A 19,913-nucleotide genomic window follows, 5' to 3' on the forward strand; every position below is an offset into this window, starting at 1 on the left:
AATTAAAATATGAACACCATAATTAAACACCTCTATACTGAATTACCTATCGCTAACAAAAAACAAGTTTATCTTGATTTTCAGCAATCGCCCAAAATGTTGCTGTACTTAGATTTGCTAGAAGGCTCCCAAAAAATATCTACTCAAAAGGCCGTTGCAACAATTTATAAAGAGGAGCGGGAGCTTGTTGATGATAAAGTCTTAATCAATCGGTTTTATAAATTAAGGAGCAAATTACATTTATATTTGCTAAATCAAATAAAAGACCACCCCAATTCTTTAACAAAGGAAGAAAAAGAGTTGGCGTTTTTGCGGTTATTAGTTCTGAAAAATGAACACCAAGATGCCATGAAAAAGTTAAAAGTTCTAGAGCAAAAATGTTGGGACGATAATTTATTTGAGTTATTGCCAGAGGTGTTTCGATTAATCAAAAGCGCTATGCACGCTTATCAACCTAGCAATAGAGAAATTTTAGATTATATAAAAAAGGCAGATTTGGCAGCAGAGTTACTTTATAATTTACAGTGGTTTCAGAATCAAATTACTGGATTTAGTGCGAATTATTATACTGTAAATGATGATAAATCATTGCAAGATTATTATAAATCTACGATGAATAAAATGCGTAGAAAGTCAAAGGTATTCAAAGATTTTCCCAGATTTACACTAATATACCATTACACCGCTTTTTGTATTGGCTGCCAATTGGGAGCGGTAACAGCTGCTATTAGCAATATTTTGTCTCGCCATCTGAACAAATTGCGGGAATTACTAGAACAGTACCCCAATATGCCGATGAATATTTATGTGCCTCACCACAGGCTTGCCAATTTGGATTTTACTTACTTACAGGAAGCCATGTATTGGTATAATCGGCAAAAACCTAAAAAAAGTTTTGCTTGTATTTTACAAAGTCGACAAATTAGAATGGAAAATCCGAATGTTTATTTTAAAACAATGGAAGGAACATTAAATAATATTGTCTTGTGTTGTATGTATGCCAAAGAAGCGGAGGTAGCACTGGAGTATATTGAGATGATTAAAGAGTTTCAAATTTCTAATAATGCTGTTGAAGAAGACATTCCTTACTTTATCTACGAAGCTGCTAATTATGTGTCGGGGTATCCTACTATCAAGCATTCTGAACCAGATCGGTTGATAAAACTTTGTCAACGTTTTTTGCCAAAAATAGGAGAGGAGTTAACTTGGATGTATGAGACAGTTGGTGGCTTTTGTTTATTGTATGGTTTTTGGGATGTATGTGAGGAACTTTTGACAAGCCGAGCTATTGTGAAAGATCAAATGATAAAAGAAGTAAGTGTATCACTCTTGGATTTATTGCAATTGGTCAAGGCGAAAAATCATCAAGGAATTAGAGAATTTATTTATACTATAAATCAGTTGATTAAAGAGAATAAGGCAGTTGCTGAAGTAAGTTACCTAAATTCTTTAAAAGAAATTGCCAATCATTTTTGATTATTATAATAAACCAACCACTATACTGAAGATGAAAAATTATAAAAAAATCATCTTGTATCAATTGATTTCGTAAAATTGCTAGTGCTTAGTTAGCTGCGCTGTTAAAATAGAGTATCGAGTAACGATAAATGTATTCCCAGTTTTTAAAATTTAAGTGGGGCTTTTAGCCATTCTATTTGTTTTATTCGTGTTCTAATAATACGGTTACCCAACTGTGAGCAACCTTGATGACAAATAAAATTCTTTTTAAAAAGCAAAAATAACTTTTGTGGCAGTGCCCTAAAGGGGGGGATCTGTTTTTTGTTGTGTGATTGTGCCCAAATAAGGCAATTTAAAATAATAGATAGGAATGCTATAAATAGGATTAACTTATGTTTTTTCTTCAAAAATTTATAGTTTAGCATTCGACTATTAATATAGAACCATATCATGAGGTTTTAGACATACAATTAAAAACAAAACAGATGAATAAAGTAGTGGCAAATGCCGAAGAAGCAATTCAAGGAATTGAGGATAATATGACCTTAATGTTGGGAGGCTTTGGGTTGTGTGGTATTCCCGAAAACTGCATTACTGCTTTGGTAAAAGCAGGCGTAAAAGGACTTACTTGTATCTCCAATAATGCTGGTGTTGATGATTTTGGAATTGGCTTGATGCTGAAGCAACGCCAAGTTAAAAAAATGATGTCCTCGTATGTTGGTGAAAATGCAGAGTTTGAACGCCAATTGTTGAGTGGAGAATTAGAGGTCGATTTGATACCTCAAGGAACATTAGCAGAGCGTATACGTGCTGGTGGAGCGGGTATTCCTGCTTTTTATACAGCAACTGGTTTTGGAACAGAAGTAGCCGAAGGAAAAGATGTTAAGTATTTTGATGGACGTCCTTATATCATGGAAACAGCTCTACATGCAGATTTTGCAATTGTAAAAGCATGGAAAGGAGATACTCATGGAAATCTAATTTTTAAAGGAACGGCACGGAACTTTAACCCTATGATGGCTAGAGCTGGAAAGGTGACGATTGTAGAAGTAGAAGAGTTGTTAGAACCAGGGGAATTGGATCCTAATTATATTCATGTGCCTGGAGTATATGTACAACGAATCTTCAAAGGTGAAAACTACGAAAAACGTATTGAACAGCGTACGGTGAGAGGATAGTGTAATTGAGATAGGATGAAAATAGTTGGATTTTCAAATTGACAAATCGAAAAAAAATGGCTTTAGATAAAAATGGCATTGCCAAGCGCATTGCAAAAGAATTAGAAGATGGTTACTATGTAAATTTAGGAATAGGCATTCCTACTTTAGTAGCCAATTATATCCCTGAAGGAATTCAAGTGTTTCTTCAATCTGAAAATGGTTTGTTGGGAATGGGTCCTTTTCCAACAGAAGAAAACGTAGACGCAGATTTAATTAATGCAGGAAAACAAACCGTGACTACTTTGCCTGGGGCAGCTTTGTTTAGCTCTGCACAGAGCTTTGAAATGATTCGTGGTGGACATATAGATTTGACGGTTTTAGGAGCCATGGAAGTGGCTCAGAATGGAGACATAGCAAACTGGAAAATTCCTGGAAAAATGGTGAAAGGAATGGGAGGAGCGATGGATTTGGTAGCAGCAGCACGCAATATTATCGTTGCGATGCAACATACCAATAGAAAAGGAGAATCAAAACTATTAAAGTCTTGTACTTTGCCTTTGACAGGGGTTAATTGTATCAAAAAAGTAGTTACTGATTTGGCAATGCTAGAAATCAAGGATGGTGCCTTTCATCTTTTAGAACGTGCTCCTGGTGTTTCGATAGAAGAAATTCAAGCAAAAACAGAAGGAAAATTGGTGATTCCAGAAGGTGGCGTACCCGAAATGGATATTGATTAAAAGAAAAGATAACTAGGTAGTTCTTTTAGAGCTACCTTTTTCAGTAGAAACTCTATTGAGTTGATTACAACAAGAAAAATAAAAACTATTACAGAAAAAAACAGAGAGTTGTTTTGTCTTTGTATTAGAATCTATATCTTAGCAGCTGATAATCCACTTACTTAAAAATGTCTATACACAAGTTTGACACTGTTGTTAACTTGGTGACTTGGGCGGATGATCACGCAAAAAAACGCACACTAATTTGTTATATTAGTGTTATCTCAAAAACTAACTACTTATCAGATAAATTGTCATTAAGCTATGGCTAAAAGAAAAACAACTAAGTCTAAAACGTTTTCAAAAGAAACTTATTTAGAATGGTATGAGTTGATGTTGCGCATTCGCAAATTTGAGGAACGTGCCAATTTGATGTATTTCCAAAAGAAAATTAGAGGATTTTTGCACCTATGTATTGGTCAAGAAGCCGTATATGCTGGTATGAAAACAGCAACTCGCCCAACAGATGCTTGGATCACGGCTTACCGCCAACACGGAGCAGCAATGGCGAAAGGTGTTGATAGCAATTCTGCAATGGCTGAATTGTATGGAAAATATACAGGAAATGTAAAAGGAAAAGGAGGTTCAATGCACTTCTTTTCTGCCGAACATCGTTTTTATGGCGGTCACGGAATTGTAGGTGGTCAAATTGGTTTGGGAGCAGGGATTGCTTTTGCAGATAAGTACAAAGAAAACGATAATGTGACTTTTTGTATGTTTGGGGACGGTGCTTGTCGTCAAGGGATCTTGCACGAAACGTTTAATATGGCAATGACTTGGAAGTTACCTGTTGTGTTTATTTGTGAAAATAACTTTTACGCTATGGGAACTTCAGTAGAACGTACTTCTAACGTTACTGACATCTATAAATTGGGTTTAGGGTATGATATGCCAAGCAAGCAAATTGATGGTATGAATGTAGAAGTTGTACACAATGAAATTGCCGCAGCAGCAGAACATTGTCGTTCTGGGAAAGGGCCAATATTCTTGGAAATTAGAACTTATCGCTACAAAGGTCACTCTATGTCTGACCCTGCTAAATATAGAACAAAGGAGGAAGAAAAAGAGTACAAAGACAAAGATCCTATCAATATTATCGAAGCAGCTTTGTTGAAGAAAAAGCACGCAACAGCAGAGGATATTGATAACATCAAAGCAAAAGTAAAAGAAGAAATTGATGCTGCCGTGAAATTTGCTGAGGAATCAGAATTTCCACCCGCAGAAGAAATTTATACCGATAATTATGAGCAACAAGATTATCCATTCATTGTTGACTAATCATCGCTTACTATTTGTTTAGTTTTTGCAAAAAATAAAGCATGAGAACCGATTGAGATGTTTAAATCTCAATCGGTTTTTTATTGTGTGCAGTTATGAACGTTCTAATTCATCTTAGTCACTATGTTTGTCTAGAAATATCAATGTTATTAGTTCGTTGATTAGCTTTGCTGTTACTCTGTGAACAACTTATCTGTGCTACTAGCGCTTATTTAACAACTGTTGGATTTTAGAAGGCTGTTGATTTAACCAAGTTAGAAACATTGGCTATTTTTTTGAGACTCTCTTTTAGAGAAGAGATCAGCTGCTGTTTCAATAGTATTTTGTGTGATTTTTGAATGCTTTATAAAGCAAAAGTAGTAAAAGAAGCAAAAAATAGGCAGACTTGTCTGTTTTGTTTGCCTTTGAGTAATTATGCATAAATATAGTTTAAGGGATAAAATTTAATATTAAGGGGAAATTTTGGGGTAAAAAAAATCAATAGGTCAAAACTTTGTTTATCTTTGCACACAAATTTAATTTAAGAATAAGAGAACTTAGATACAGTAACACGATTATGGCAAACGAAGAATATACTGAAATTCAGGATCTTACAGCAGATCAGTTAAAAGAAAAAGCAAATAACGTTTTTGAAGAAAATAAAACACTTATAGTAGGTGTTATAGGCGGACTGCTTATATTGATAGTTGCGCTTTATGTGTATACTCAATTATATAAGAACCCTCGTGAAGCTTCAGCACAAGAGGAGCTATACAAGGCAAATATAGAAATGAAGCGCGATTCTTTTACGATTGCACTAAAAGGAAGAAATGTTCCTGGTCAAGCCAACAACTTTATTGGTTATGTCGGTATTATTCAAGATTATAGTGGTACTCCTGCTGCTAACTTAGCACATTATTATGCTGGGCTTTCTTCTTTGAGAATTGGACAGCCTCAATTGGCTTTAGATTATCTTTCTAACTTTAGTGGAGAAGAATTGCTTCAAACACAAGCATACACAATGATGGGAGATGCTGCTTCTGAATTGAATGATTTTGATGCTGCTTTGGGATATTATAAGCAAGCTGCTAGCAATACAGAGAACTTATCATTGGCTTTATATGCTAAGCACAAAGCAGGTCGTTTGATGGAGCATCAAAGCAATAAAGAAGAGGCTAAAAAATTCTATCAAGAAATTATGAATGCTGACCAACAAATAGGAGAAACATTGGGAGCAGATAAAGATTTGATTCGTTTAAAATAGTTCGCTAATTTAATCGTACTATTTCGAAAAATATAGAACCAAAAGGTAAGATTAGCTATTATAATTAGTGTTAATCTTACCTTTTTTATTTGGGGCTATTTGAATTGCGATGGTTTGTTGGGATAAAGTTGTTGAGCAGTAGCCAATTTTATTCTAAATAAAACTATTGTCTAAAATAGTAGCAGCGCAGCTAACTATTACTAAAAATAATCAGTTGTATTAAACTATTAAAATATACCTAAGAATGAGTAGCGCAGACAAAAATTTATCATCTTATGATGAGAGTACTTTACCATCCGCAGAGCAGTTAAAATTTGGAATTGTTGTTGCCGATTGGAACGAAAAAATTACCCACGCTTTGTACGAAGGGTGTTACGATACTTTGATAAAACATGGGGCGAAAGCTGAAAATATCCATACCATTCAAGTGCCAGGAACCTTTGAACTACCTCAAGGTGCCCGTATTCTTAATAAAAATAGAACGGTTGATGCTACAATTTGTATCGGTTGTGTCATCAAAGGAGAAACAAGCCACAATGAATATATTAATATGTCTGTTGCTCAAGGGTTACAAAATATGGCAATAGCAACTAGTAAGCCTTTTATTTTTGGAGTACTAACACCAAATAGCATGGAACAAGCATTGGACCGAGCAGGAGGGAAGTATGGCAACAAGGGAGTCGAAGCTGCAGTAACTGCACTAAGAATGGCGGGACTAAGCTCTGAATTAGAAGGTGAAGGAAACTCTATCGGATTCGGCAAATAAAAAAGACTATTCTATGTCTTTAATAATGAGCAGGTTTATTAAGTTGATCATCAGTTTAATAGAATTTTAAGGCATTAATGTATATTAAAATTAGATTTCATGAAACTAAGTGTTATAGATACAGGATATTTTAAATTAGATGGTGGTGCTATGTTTGGGGTGGTACCTAAGAGCTTGTGGTCAAAATTAGAGCAACCTGACGAACACAATTTGTGTACTTGGGCAATGCGTTGTTTGTTAGTAGAAACAGCCGACCGAAAAATTATCATTGATACAGGAATCGGAAATAAACAATCTGAAAAATTCTTTTCACATTTTCACCCTCATGGTGATGCTACTTTGGTAAAGTCTTTGGCGAACAATGGCTTAACAGTAGATGATATTACAGACGTATTTTTGACACATTTACACTTTGATCACGTAGGAGGAGCTGTTTTGAAAGATGCAGCTGGGAAATTAATACCAACATTTCCAAATGCTACCTATTGGACAAATCAACCACACTACGATTGGGCATTTACACCAAACGCGAGAGAAAAAGCTTCGTTCTTGAAAGAAAACTTTGTTCCTTTGATGGAAGAAGGTATATTAAAAATGTTAGAAGCATTGCCCTATGACAAGGTGCTAGATTGGCTGCCTAACTTTGGAGTCGGCTATGCATATGGTCACACAGAAGCATTGATGACGCCTCGTATTCAGTATCAAGACCGAACCATTATTTATTGCGCAGATTTATTGCCTTCTCCAAGCCACATCAGCATGCCTTATGTGATGGGCTACGATGTACGTCCTTTGCAAACTTTAACTGAGAAAGAATGGTTTTTGAATAAAGCTGTAGAAGAACAACATATCTTGTTCTTCGAACATGCGCCAGAAATTGAAGCTTGTACCGTCAAGCGCAACGAAAAGGGGCGTATTGTAGCTGATAAAGTAGGTCGTTTAGCGGACTTTGTTCAATTGTAAAAGTTTATACATTGTTGTTTTGTCTAAGGGACGGACTTCTCCTGGAACCATATCTTGTAGGCTTAAGTCAACAATTTTGGATCGAACTAGACGCAGTGTTGGGAAACCAACACTTGCCGTCATTCGACGCACTTGCCTATTTTTACCTTCGATAAGACTAATCTGAAGCCAAGCCGTGGGAATTTCTTTTCGATAACGAATCGGTGGAGTACGTTCTGGCAAATTAGGAACGGTATTTAATAAGTGTACTTTAGCTGGCTGCGTACGATATATTTTTTTCTTTAGTTTAATATCAACACCTTGATTTAATTGTTGAATAGCTTGCTTTGTAGGAATATTGTCAACTTGCACCCAATAGGTTCTCCAGTGTTTGTTTTTAGGATTCAACAGGGCATCTGTCAATTTTTTATCATTGGTCAAAATTAACAAACCTTCGCTATCCTTGTCTAACCTTCCAACAGGATAAATATCTTTGTCAAAATCCATTTTCAAATCTGCTAATGTGAGATGACTTTCGTGCTCTCTAGAAAATTGAGAAAGCATGCCAAAGGGTTTGTATATAATATAATATTGTGGCGTCATAGTACAGTTCTACTGCGTTTTTTGTACAATAAAAAGCTAATGGACAATATTACTAAAAGAATAGCAATAGAACCAAAAAGCCAAGCATTATTGTAGGTTGGATTTAATTCAATAGGATTATAATTGCCAATTTGAACAAAACAAGCCCACAAAGCAGGGTGGGTAGAAATGCCTGTGTGATTGCCCAAATAATCTAATTTAGCTTTTCGAATAGCCTCATCTTTATCCATTCCAAGACTTAAGTTGGTATAAAATTTCTTAATCAAATAAGCACTAGAATAATCATTTAAGCTCCAAAGAGTAGAAAGAATACTAGGAACGCCCGCATACATAAAATCTCGACCAAGACTCAAAATGCCTTCTCCTGCTTGATATTGTCCAGTAGCTGTTTCACAGGCAGATAAGACAACCAAGTTCGCATTGAGGTCAAGTTGTTTGATTTCGTAAGCATATAAAATGTTATCTTCTTGATCATTACCATCTTCAGCAAATGCCAGCCCCGAAAAATCAGAGTAGTTGTTATCAACCAAACCATGAACCGCAAAGTGCAAAATATCATAATCCGAAATTTCTTTCTTTAGTTGAGCTTCGGTAGCCAATTCACCTCCCCAAAAGCTCCCTTTGAAATGCCATTGTAAAAACTCAAGTTCTTTAGAAGCACCTGGTAGGTCTACCAAATGCTTGCGCAGAGTTTGTTCATATGGGTTTCTAGAAGAATGGAGAATTGGGTGAGCATAGCTAGGAGCAAAACCTAAAATTTGCCCTTGTTGGCTGTTTGGGGTTGGATTTTGACGTTCTATTAAGAGATCTGCCGAGTAATTATAACTGATTTTATAATCTAGAAGCAAATAGGGTAGTTGACCATAATCAACTTGTTTGCTGGCTTGATTTCTTTCTGGTGCTACTTCTTGAGTCAAGAAGGTTTCAAAAGGCAGATAGCTTAAATGACCATCAGGAATAATAATTAGGCGTTGTTTAGAAGGAATTAGACTGTTTTGGAGATAAGTACCATAAAACTTATGCGCGCTCTCAATAAATTTATTGTAATAATTGGTGGGAGTTTGAGAGGTCGCATGAATGCTTACAAGCGTAGAACGAAAATTAGCAATGTCGGCTTGATAGGTATCTGATTTTTGGATGGTGTTCACAAAGGCGGTATCCTTGCTAATGCTAAAGACATAAATGTTTTTAGTGCCTTCAAAATATTCGATTAGGATGGTTTGTTCATCTATAGCTACTTGAACTTCTTGAATGCCAGTTGTTTTAAAGGTATGTTTTAGTTGGTAATAAAGGGGGTACTCAGATTCAAAATGATGCAATAGCTCAATAAGTTGGTGCTTGTATCCAAAAAGTGCGCTGTCTAAGGACTCCATTCGATCAAAATTATCACTCAACTTAGCATCCAAACGCTTTTTGGTAATATCGGCAATGCATTTTTGTAAACTTTGCTCTTGTAGGATAAGATGATTTGGGATACTTCCTAAGTTAACTGCCTTTTGAGTTTGGAAGCCTTCTTGCAGTAGCATTGATTTGCTACGTTCTGCCAACAAAAATGCTTCATTTAGATAGGCTTTTCGTTTTGTTTGTTGATAAAGCAGCAATGCAATTTGAATGGCTTGTTCAAAAACGGGGATGGCTCTATCAGTCAACCACCGTTGTTTGGATTTTTTATTTTTTATCCCTTTGCTAATGTACTCCATGGTTTCTGTGGCTAACCTGGCCGTTTGATGCAAATCACTTTGTGAAACTTGGGGGTATTTTTGAGCATAGAGTGTTCTAAGGTTGTCCATTTTATGCTCTAAAATATCTAAAAAGAGGTTCTTATCGGATATATCCGATAAGATAGGATTGGGAAAACCTTCTTGAGTAGATAAGTTTGGTGATAGGCTTTCTAGAGCTTTTTGGTTGTATTCTAATGCTTTTAGGTGATTTTTTTCAGCTTTGGATATGGTGGCTAATAGTGTATAAGAAGATGAAACGATACTACCGTTAGTTCCATATTTTTCTATAGCATTCTTTAACCTTTTAGAAGCATAATGATTAGCTTGGTTTATATTTCCTTGATCAAGAAAATACAAACTATATCGTTGGTATGTCCCATGTATTCTATAATCATTACCTTGGTTAACTTTATAAGCTTGATTGATATAATAGATGGTGGAGTCACTTTGTTTTTTGATTCTATAGTAATTGGCTAGATGGTGACAAGCATTGATAAAGTCTTCTTGAGATTCTAAATCTAAATGGTCTATTTCTATTAGAATATCTAATCCTTTGAGATACATATCTCTTTCTTGCGTTCTTTTTTTTTGAAAGCCATATGACGTACCGATATTAATCAATAGATAGGCAATTTTATTGGGATCTTTTGTTTGTGTTTGTAAAGTTAATGACAAAGCCGCTTGATAATAATCCATGGCACTTTCATAATCATTTAATTGATCCAATACTACACCAAGATTGTTGTATTCGTATGCTAACATGTAATTAGATGCGACACCACTATTCTTATTATATTTAATCATCGTCAATGAACTTTGTATAGCTTTTTCATATTTGCTAATACTAAAATAAACTAAAGTCTGTAGATTATATATATAAGGAATATAATAATTCCGAGGGCGCAATTTTTTTTCAATTAAGTTTTCTGTTTTTTGCAAGTACTCTAGGGCTAACGTAATTTGTTCACCGAAGTAATATTCAAATGCAATTTTAAGATTGAGGTTAGCCAATTGCATATACCGTTGCTGCTGAGTGTATAGCGAGACCGCTAAGGTGTAATATTTTTTCATAGAGTCAGGCTCTCCATAAAACAGATAATTATGTGCTAATGCAGCATAATAAATCCCTAATATACTGCTATCTGCTTCTTGCTGTTTGCAACTGTCAATAAATGCTAAGGTATGGGCTAATCCTTGCATTTTTAAAAAATGAACGTCAAAAATATCCTCATACAAATCAATAGCAACACTATCTAAGCCGACATCCCAACACCTTTGTTGCAATTGCTGGTACGTTTTGATAGCGGCATTAAATCTTTCTTCATTTGCTTGTTGTTTCCCTTTTTTTACCAAACTATCCAATTCAGGAATGTTAAAGGTATATGCCTCTATAGGAGATTGAAATGCCCAAGAAGAAGTTGAAAATAAAACAAATAATAAAGATAAGTAGATTGGCAAAATCTTCATATAGAAAGCTTGGTTCGGTGCTTAAAGAAATAAGAAAACTATCGAGCTCTAAATTTAAAAAAGACAAAACTACTTAGAAGCAACAAGCCTCCAAAGACAGCCAAAGCAATATACCATGTCCGATAGCTTTTGTGAATAGGAATGCTAGCGTAATCACCTACTTGCACAAAACAAGCCCACAAAGCAGGGTGAGTAGATAAGCCTTCATAATTATCCAAATAATAGAGTTTGGCCTGTTGAATGGCTTCGTCCTTTTCCATGCCCAAGCTAAGGTTGGTGTAAAATTTCTCAATGATAATAGAACTAGAATAATCATTGAGACTCCACAAGGTCGTTAACATACTAGGAACGCCCGCATACATAAAATCTCGTCCAATACTCAAAATGCCTTCTCCTAATTGATACTTTCCAATTCCTGTTTCACAAGCAGATAAAACTACCAAATCAGCATTTAAGCCCAACTGCTTGATCTCATACGTATACAAGATATTATCTTCCATTTTGTCGCCGTTTTCAGCCAAAGCTAAGCCCGAAAATTCAGGGTGTTTGGTATCAACTAAGCCATGAACTGCAAAGTGCAAGATGCTGTAATCTAAAGCTTTTTCTTTGAAAGCGGCTTCGGTTGCAGCACCATTGACCAAAAAGGTACCATCAAAAGACCATTTTAAAAAATCTAGTTCTCGAATGGCACCAGGAAGTTCTACCAGCTCTGTTCGAAGCTGTTTTTCATAAGGACTTCTCCACTTGGGAGCGGTTTTGTTGGCATAGCTAGGAGCCAAAGCTAAGATACGACCATTTTTAGAAGTTTCTTTTTGAAGCAAATGTTCAATCCATAAGGTAGCAGAATAGTTGTAGTTAATTTTGTAATCTCTAATTAGATATGGGAGAGGAGCAAAATTGGCATTGCTATTGGATTGATTGATATCTAATGGAACTTCTTTGGTTAAAAAAGCTTCAAAAGGTAAATAGCTCAATCGCCCATCAGGAATGATAATCAATCGTTCTACAGAGGTATTTTGTAAGCTGTTTTTTAAAAATGTTAGATAGAATTGATGAGCTGTTTCAAGAAACTGGTTGTAACTTTTAGCCGTATTTTGAGCTGCTTCATCCAAACCAATTAAAATAGCTTGAAAATCGGCAACATCTTGGTGGTAAGAATCTGTTCTTGGAATCGTGTGTACGGTAGCTGTCTGCTTGGTAATGCTAAAGGCATAGATATTAGATACGCCTTCAAAATACTCAATGAAAGCAGTCTTAGCATCCAGTTGATCTTGTACGGCTTTGATTCCTGTCGATTTGATGGTATATTTTAGTTTATAATATTCAGGATACTCCAATTCAAATTGGTGCAATAACATCATAATTTGATCGGTATACTCAAAAATCAAACTGTCTTGAAAAGCCATCATAGCTTCATCCTTGGAGAGTGTAGCATCAAAATGCTTCTTTTTGGAATCTGATAATAGTTGATACAAAGCTCGCTCACGGTGAATCAGCTCTTGAGGGACTTTGCCAAGCGCAAAAGCCTCATTTTCTTGGAAAGTACTGATCATTAGCATTGATTTGCTGCGTTCTGCCAAGGCAAATGCTTCGCTTAGGTATTCCGTATTATTTGTTTTTTTATAGATGCTTAGTGCAATTTGTATGGCTTGCTCAAAAGCAGGAATGGCTTCTTCGTTTAACCAAGCTAATTGAGAAGCTCGACTTTTGATACTTCGATTGATGGATTCTATGGTTTGGGTAGCTAATTTGGCAGTTTGATATAGGATTTTTTCTGTAGCAATTGGATAATCTTGATTGTAAAGTATATTTAAATACTTCATTTTTTCGTATAAAATAGCTAGCAAAGTTGTTTTGTCAATTACGTGATCCAATCTAGGATTAGAAAGTCCGTCTTTGTCTGAGAATTCTGTACTTAGGGTACTTAATGCTTCTTGTAGATACTGAAAACCTTGGGTATAATGGCGTTTGGCAAAGGTCGTTCGAGCTAATAATAGATAACTTAGGCTAATTTGAAGATGTTTTGTTCCATAGATTTTTAGAGCTGCTTCTAACGATTTTTGACCGTACAGTTGTGCATTTTTGAAATCGTGTTTTCGAAAGAAATAATAACCATAATCTCTATACGTTATATTAATTCGATAAGAATTATCATAATGAACTTCTAGTGCTTTATGAATATAATAAAGGACAGAGTCTTGGTCAGAGTAACAATCTACTAATAACTGGTAATTGTGAATTAAATTCTCTTGCAGGTTTTTGTTAAGGGTATCTGCCTTTTCAATCAAGGAGATAGATTGAAGAGCGTATTGTTTTGCTTTTGCTATTTTTCCTTGTTCTTGAAATATAGATGCTATATTATATAATACATGTGTAATTTCATTTGGGTCATCTATAGTTATGCTTTTTAGGATGCTTAGGGCTTTATGGTAATAGTTTAGTGCATTATTATTATCTTTGAAACCTTTGTATATAGCAGCAAGATTAACATAGTCATAGGCTAAAGTATAAGGAGTCATAGATTTATTATTTTTACTATGACGAATGGTTTTAATCGCACTTTTAATTGCTGTTTCATATAGTCCTAACTCTCTATAGATAGCAGTTTGAGCTGGATATAACGCTGGAGTGTAGAGTTGTTGAGGGATTAGATAGTTTTTTTCAAAAAATTCTGCTTTGTTTAAATATACTTTTGCTATAGCTAAATGTTCTAAAAAAAAATACTCAATAGCTATATTGATATTAAGGTTGGCGGCTTGCAAATACCGTTTTTGTTTATCATAAATAGAAATAGCTAGATCGTAATACTTTTCCATAGAATCTATCTCCCCATAAAACAAATAAGCATGGGCAATAGCTCCATAATAAATCCCATTGATGCTACTATCGGTTTCTTGTTGATAACAGCTATCAATAAAAGCCAAAGTTTTATCCAAGGTTTGATTATCGGATAAGATGCAAGCAGTGAAAATGTCCTCGTAAATATCAATGGCAACACTATCCAAGTGATATTCCCAACATTTTTCTTGTAGGGCTTGAAAGGCTTTTAATGCTTGATGAGGTAAACTATTGCTGACGTGTATTTCTGCATCCAATCTCAATTGGTTGAGTTCTGGAATGGAAAAAATATAAGGTGGTTGGGGCGACTGGAAGGCAAAACTAGTGTAACTAAAAAAAAAACAACAAAAGAAGATAGCTGTAAACCGATAACGCATAGTAAGTCACTTTTACTTAGATGAAAAGAAACAGGGAGAGCATTTGAATTTAGAATTCTATAACGGGAAGCTGTATTGTATACAAATATAAAGCTATCTCTTGAAAAGGAGATAGCTTTGTATATTTATTTTGATTTTTATTATTCTTAGTCAGGGAAAAATAGGATTGCTTTTTTTTAACAAACTATTTTTTTGAATTTTAAACCAAAACTTCAGCTTCTATCTGAACGGCTTGGCTATAAGGGCTGCCAATGGTACCACCAGAACCATCTTTCATCGTTGCTGTCATTTCGTAAGTAAAATCTACAGGATCAGAGCTGAAATTCAAATTGTCATAAGAAAAAATTCGATCGTCTCCTTCCATCCTTTCAAAATAAAGAACAATATTTTCTGGTTCAGGGTTAGGCTGGTTTGGAATAGTAGGAATGTATACTTGAACAGATTTTACAGACTTGCTATTGTCTTCTCCGACTACTACGGTAACCTTTGTTTGGTTAGAGCCTTTGCCAGTTTTTGCTTTCATGTTTCGTACGTAAGCCATAATTGTTTAAGTTTTCTATGTTTTTAAATGTGTTTTATTTGTTTAGTTCTTAGCTTTATTTTTTAGAACTAAGTGAAAAAATAAGGTTTGGAATCGATGTGTTTATGATCATAAAGCGACTCCAACTCTGTGAATAGAGTGGAGGTATTATCTGTGGATAAGGCACAAGAGAAGGTGCCAATGAGCATATTGTCTCATTGAGTTTTAGTTGGGTACGAGTAGAGAAAATAAGTTGTTGTTGTATAATGGAGTGAAACAATGCACTGCTTGAGTTGAGTGATTGTTGATTAACACACCAAAAATATTTCATCAACCATAACAACAAGGGAGTGTTATGATTCTCGTCTAGAAGAAACATAGGGGATATATTTGTATTACAAAACAGTTTCTAAAATCAATCTTTCCTAATATAAATAGTGGACGAAGGAGAAGATAAATTTTAGAAGTATTAAATTAAACAGGGAAACAGGCAACTTTAAATTAGGGGTTAAATTGCCTTATACATTATTTCTGTTTTTTTAAGATAAGTAAAAAAAATGATATTAACAAAAATATAACAGTTCCTATTATATAATAGTTCCAATTTTTTTTATGATTTATTTTAATGCTAGAGTAGTCACCTACTTGAACAAAAGCAGCCCACATAAAGGGATGGGTATATTCATTAGGATAGTTGTCCAAATAAAATAATTTGGCTTGACGAATGGCTTCATCTTTTTCCATCCCTTGGCTTAAATTGTGATAAAATTGTTCAATAATAGCAGCGCCAGATTGATCGTTCAAACTCCATAATGTCATCAACAAAGAGGGGGCGCCAGCATACATAAATCCACGACCAATACTAACGACTCCTTCACCACGTTGGTATTTGCCAATTCCTGTTTCACAAGCACTCAAGACAACCAAGCCTGCTTGAAGCCCTAATTGTTTAATTTCATAGGCATACAAAAAATTATCTTCCTCTTTGCTTTGGTCTTCGGTTAATGCTAAGCCTGAATACTCTGGGTCTTTTTGATCCACCAAGCCATGCATGGCCAAATGTAAAATACCATGTTTAGGCGCAGATGTTTTGAATATCGTCTCATTGGCTTGTTGACCAATATAAAATTGACCAGCATATAATTCTTCCAATTTGCTGACTTCATTAACAGCACCAGGAAGCTCGATCAATGTTTTTCTCAATTCTACTTCTCTTTTTTCACGCCAATTGGGCATTTCAGTAGGGGCGTAGGAAGGAGCCAATGCCAGAATATTGCCATTGATAATATTTTCTTTTTTAGCCTGTTGAGCCATTAGAAGCGTCCCTGAATAGTTGTAACTAACCTTATAATCACGCAGCAAATAAGGAAGGGTAGAAAAGTCAGCTCCTTGGTCGGTTCCTTGTTTTAATAGAGGCATTTCTTGAGTAATCAACACCTCAAATGGCAAATATCCCAACTGCCCGTCAGGGACAATAATCAATCTTTCTGCTGTTTCTTTAACGGCATTTTGAATTAGTTTGGAATAAAAATAGTGCGATTTTTTGACAAATGCATTGTAGACAATGCCAGGTTGAGCGGTAAAAGCTTTGATGTCCATCAACGACTTCTGGAAGCTGAAAATATTTAATTTAAAATCTTCCTCTTTGGCAATGACTTCTACAGACACTCCTTTTTTGGTAATGGCAAAGGCGTAGATATCATTTTCTCCTTCAAAATACTCAATGAAGATAGTTTTAGGACTTAGGGCATCTTGGATATCTTGAACAGATGCCACAGAAGATTTCATTTTTAAAGTTTTATACTTAGGGTACTGCTCCTCTAAACTATGTTCTAGTAAATTTAAGTGGTGTTTACAGTCAAAAACAGCAGCTTCCATTTCTTTTTCTTTGGCTGTATTCCCCGCTGTTTTAGCTTCAAAACGTTGTTTTTCGGCATCTGCCAACGCTTCTTGCAGGTCATCCAATTTTTTTAACAAGCTATCAGGGATACCACCCAAACTAGAGGCAATCGCTCCTTGCATGGCATCAGCCATTAACATAGACTTACTACGTTCTGATAGCATAAATGCCTCGTTAATGTATTTTTCATCACCTGTTTTATTGGCAACTTCCAAGGCAGAAGAAATAGCCGCTTCAAATAAAGGCAAAGCTTGTCGATTTAATGAACCTCGTTTAGAATTAACATCTTTCATCTTTCGGTTCATTTGCTCCAAGGCTTCTGCGGTCAATTTAGCCGTTCCAAAAACATCATCTCCTGTTACCAAAGGATCGCCTTGCTTGTAAAGTTGTTTAAGGATACTGAGTTTCCTTCTTAAGGTAGACAATAATTCTCCTTTGTTTAAAACATCTGCCAATTTAGGATTACTCACTCCTTTGGGATCCGAAAAATTTAAGCTAATGGCTTCTAATGCTTTTTGGGTATTGAACAGAGCTTCTTGGTAGTTGTTTTCGGCTATATTTATGTCACTTAGCGTGTTGTATGAAATATTTAAAATAGTATTTTTTTCACCATAGGCTTCTTTACTTTTCTGTATTGATTTTAAGGCATATTCTTTTGCTTTGCCAAATTCCTTTTGGGCTAGGGCAATTTGACTTAATATTTTATATGTAGTAGATATTCTATAAGGATACTTTTGATTAACATTTTCAGCTTTTTGTAGATAAAATAATGCAGAGTCTAATTGGTTATCGTGTTGATAACAAATTGTTAGTTTATGATAGTTATTGATATAATCACCTAAAATATCTTTATTTTTTTCTTTGGAAGAATTAAGATAGGACAAAGATTTAAGAAATGCTTCTTTAGCTGCTTTGTAGTTATTTTGTGCATAGTATGTTGAAGCTATATTGTAAACTAAGCTAGCTGATTCTATTTTAGGATAATTATCAGAAGATTCGATTATATCTAGAGCCTTTAAGTAATAATCTAATGAATTATTATAATCTTTTAAAGAACTATAAATAGTAGCTAAATTGTTATATTCATAAGCTAAATCTAAGGGATAAGTAGATGGGGAGTTTTCTAAAGTGCTAATACTAATTAGATTACTAGTTAAAGCTTTATCAAATTTCCCCAAACCATAATAGATTGAAGTTTGAATATTATAAATTTCAGGCAAATCTAAGTTTTGAGGCTTTAGTTTGTTTTCTAAGATTGCTTCTGCTTTTTTTAAAAAGAATCGTGCATTTTGTAAGTCATCTAATATATAAAATTCAAGAGCTAGGGTAGCATTTAAGTTTCCTTCTAATAAAAAACGTTGCTCTTTAGAATATAAATTGCAAGCTTTAGTGTAATATTGTTCAAAAGAATCTACTTCTCCATAATAAGTAAATAAATGGGCTAATGCACCATTATAAATTCCTTCAAAGTTGGGATTATTTTGTTCAAAATAGATGCTATCTATTTGGCTTTTCTTCTCCTTCATTTTTAAATCATCTCGAAGAATAATAACTGTTAATACTTCTTCATACAAATCAGTAGCCAATGAGTGTAAATTACGCTCAATGCATTTCTTTTGAATTTGTTCATATTGCTGGATGGCTTTATCCCATAAGCCTTCATTCATTGATACATCTGCATTGTTCTTTTCTGCTTTAAGTTCAGCAGGAAGTTCTTCATGTTGAAAAGTTGGTTTTTGAAAAGAATAGATACCACTAATTAGCAACATAAAAAATAGAAAAGGAATATATGTTTTAAATATAGTGTTCATAGAAGGAAATTTTGCAATGTCTTAGTCTGATTTTAAGAGAGGAAAATACGCAAAATAGTAAGAATGTTAAATTTTGGAGCAGTATTTCAATTATTTGACGGCAAAATATCTTTTTAGCTTCAAGAAAAAAGCTATCTCATCAATTAGAGATAGCTTTTTATTATTTGAAGTAATAAAATAAAGAATTGAGATTAAGCTTCCTCTTCAGGTATAGGTTGCACGACTACAATGTGTTCTGAAGCACCAATGGAAATACCTTCAGCATCTTTTAAATCAACAATTACGATATATTCTTCATAAATAGCACTACTAGGATCATCAAAAGTCAAAGTATTATCTTTGAATACTTTTTTTCCACCATCGACCTTAGGATCAATTAAGGTTACTTCTGTAGGAATAGGTTCTGGTCCAGAAAAATCTGAAAAAATAACCTCTACAGATGCGACTTTATTATCATGGTCACTTACAATTACTGTTTTAAGCCTAAAAAGATCAGGATTAGCCTTTCGTTGAGTAATAGTAACAGAACGTACAGTTATATCACCAGATGGTTCTACAGTTACTGTTTCTATTAGTGGTTCACCAATGGGTTCATTATCTATATTTTTCATGACACTTGTCATTTTATAGGAAAAACCAGCGGCATTATCACTAAAAGTAAGATCGTTATAAACAAAGCGTTTAGTTTCACTTTTAAGTGTTGAAGCCATATTAGTTGGAGAAGGGGTAGGTTCTTCTGGAGTAATAGGTTCAATAGTAACATCAACGCTATGTACTACATCTTCAAAGTCATCGGCAACTATTGTGATAGCAGTAGATTCAGATGTTACACCTTGCTTTAATTTTTGACGACGAATAAAAGCCATAATTTATTAGGGGTTTGTAAGGCAACGGGGACGAAATGTATTGGTGTGTGTTCCTTGTTACCTATTCGTTAAATAAATAATTTAATTTTTTTCTTACATTTTGTAATTGGTTGTGTTGTTAAATGTATGATGGAAGTTCATTGAAATAAAAGACAAAAATTTTAAACAAATGCCATTGATACTTAAG

General features: G+C 34.6%; 13 protein-coding genes. 7 read left to right on the forward strand and 6 right to left on the reverse strand.

Features of this window, described 5'->3' with window-relative positions:
- Window positions 1–9: 9 nt before the first annotated feature.
- The 7 genes from CG11_RS04465 (at window position 10) to CG11_RS04500 (ending at window position 7,644) form a co-directional block, all read left to right on the forward strand.
- The gene (locus CG11_RS04465; protein WP_052593568.1) at window positions 10–1,476 is read left to right on the forward strand and encodes a hypothetical protein; all 1,467 of its coding nucleotides are present in this window, start codon (window positions 10–12) and stop codon (window positions 1,474–1,476) included.
- Between the two features lie 467 nt (window positions 1,477–1,943).
- A complete protein-coding gene (locus CG11_RS04475) occupies window positions 1,944–2,636 on the forward strand; it encodes a CoA transferase subunit A (RefSeq protein WP_052593571.1) in 693 nt (230 codons plus the stop codon).
- Window positions 2,637–2,692: 56 nt separating this feature from the next.
- A complete protein-coding gene (locus CG11_RS04480; RefSeq protein ID WP_052593573.1) occupies window positions 2,693–3,355 on the forward strand; it encodes a CoA transferase subunit B in 663 nt (220 codons plus the stop codon).
- 303 nt (window positions 3,356–3,658) lie between these two features.
- Complete coding sequence (gene pdhA, locus CG11_RS04485) at window positions 3,659–4,672, forward strand: pyruvate dehydrogenase (acetyl-transferring) E1 component subunit alpha (RefSeq protein ID WP_052593576.1); 1,014 nt, start codon at window positions 3,659–3,661, stop codon at window positions 4,670–4,672.
- A 556-nt stretch (window positions 4,673–5,228) separates the two neighbouring features.
- Window positions 5,229–5,915: a hypothetical protein gene (locus tag CG11_RS04490; RefSeq protein ID WP_052593578.1), complete on the forward strand. Its 687-nt coding sequence runs from the start codon at window positions 5,229–5,231 to the stop codon at window positions 5,913–5,915.
- Between the two features lie 244 nt (window positions 5,916–6,159).
- Window positions 6,160–6,681, forward strand: coding sequence for a 6,7-dimethyl-8-ribityllumazine synthase (gene ribH, locus CG11_RS04495; RefSeq protein ID WP_052593579.1), 522 nt, complete (start codon window positions 6,160–6,162; stop codon window positions 6,679–6,681).
- Window positions 6,682–6,780: 99 nt separating this feature from the next.
- Window positions 6,781–7,644: an MBL fold metallo-hydrolase gene (locus CG11_RS04500; protein ID WP_052593581.1), complete on the forward strand. Its 864-nt coding sequence runs from the start codon at window positions 6,781–6,783 to the stop codon at window positions 7,642–7,644.
- Here the strand turns inward: CG11_RS04500 and CG11_RS04505 are convergent.
- The 6 genes from CG11_RS04505 to CG11_RS04530 all read right to left on the reverse strand — a co-directional run bounded on the left by CG11_RS04505 (window position 7,621) and on the right by CG11_RS04530 (window position 19,726).
- On the reverse strand, window positions 7,621–8,187 hold the full coding sequence (locus CG11_RS04505) for a pseudouridine synthase (protein WP_231512759.1): 567 nt from the start codon (window positions 8,185–8,187) through the stop codon (window positions 7,621–7,623). The genes CG11_RS04500 and CG11_RS04505 overlap by 24 nt on opposite strands.
- 35 nt (window positions 8,188–8,222) lie before the next feature.
- The gene (locus tag CG11_RS04510) at window positions 8,223–11,414 is read right to left on the reverse strand and encodes a CHAT domain-containing tetratricopeptide repeat protein (RefSeq protein ID WP_052593584.1); all 3,192 of its coding nucleotides are present in this window, start codon (window positions 11,412–11,414) and stop codon (window positions 8,223–8,225) included.
- A 38-nt stretch (window positions 11,415–11,452) separates the two neighbouring features.
- Window positions 11,453–14,629: a CHAT domain-containing tetratricopeptide repeat protein gene (locus tag CG11_RS04515; RefSeq protein WP_052593586.1), complete on the reverse strand. Its 3,177-nt coding sequence runs from the start codon at window positions 14,627–14,629 to the stop codon at window positions 11,453–11,455.
- A gap of 199 nt (window positions 14,630–14,828) precedes the next feature.
- Window positions 14,829–15,170, reverse strand: a complete 342-nt coding sequence (locus tag CG11_RS04520; protein WP_052593589.1) for a hypothetical protein — start codon at window positions 15,168–15,170, stop codon at window positions 14,829–14,831.
- Window positions 15,171–15,674: 504 nt separating this feature from the next.
- Window positions 15,675–18,860 carry a CHAT domain-containing protein gene (locus CG11_RS04525; protein ID WP_052593591.1) on the reverse strand — a complete coding sequence of 1,062 codons (3,186 nt, stop codon included), beginning with the start codon at window positions 18,858–18,860 and terminating at the stop codon, window positions 15,675–15,677.
- Window positions 18,861–19,051: 191 nt separating this feature from the next.
- Window positions 19,052–19,726, reverse strand: a complete 675-nt coding sequence (locus CG11_RS04530; RefSeq protein ID WP_052593592.1) for a hypothetical protein — start codon at window positions 19,724–19,726, stop codon at window positions 19,052–19,054.
- Between the last annotated feature and the right edge of the window lie 187 nt (window positions 19,727–19,913).

The organism is Aureispira sp. CCB-QB1 (assembly GCF_000724545.1).
Lineage (GTDB): Bacteria > Bacteroidota > Bacteroidia > Chitinophagales > Saprospiraceae > Aureispira.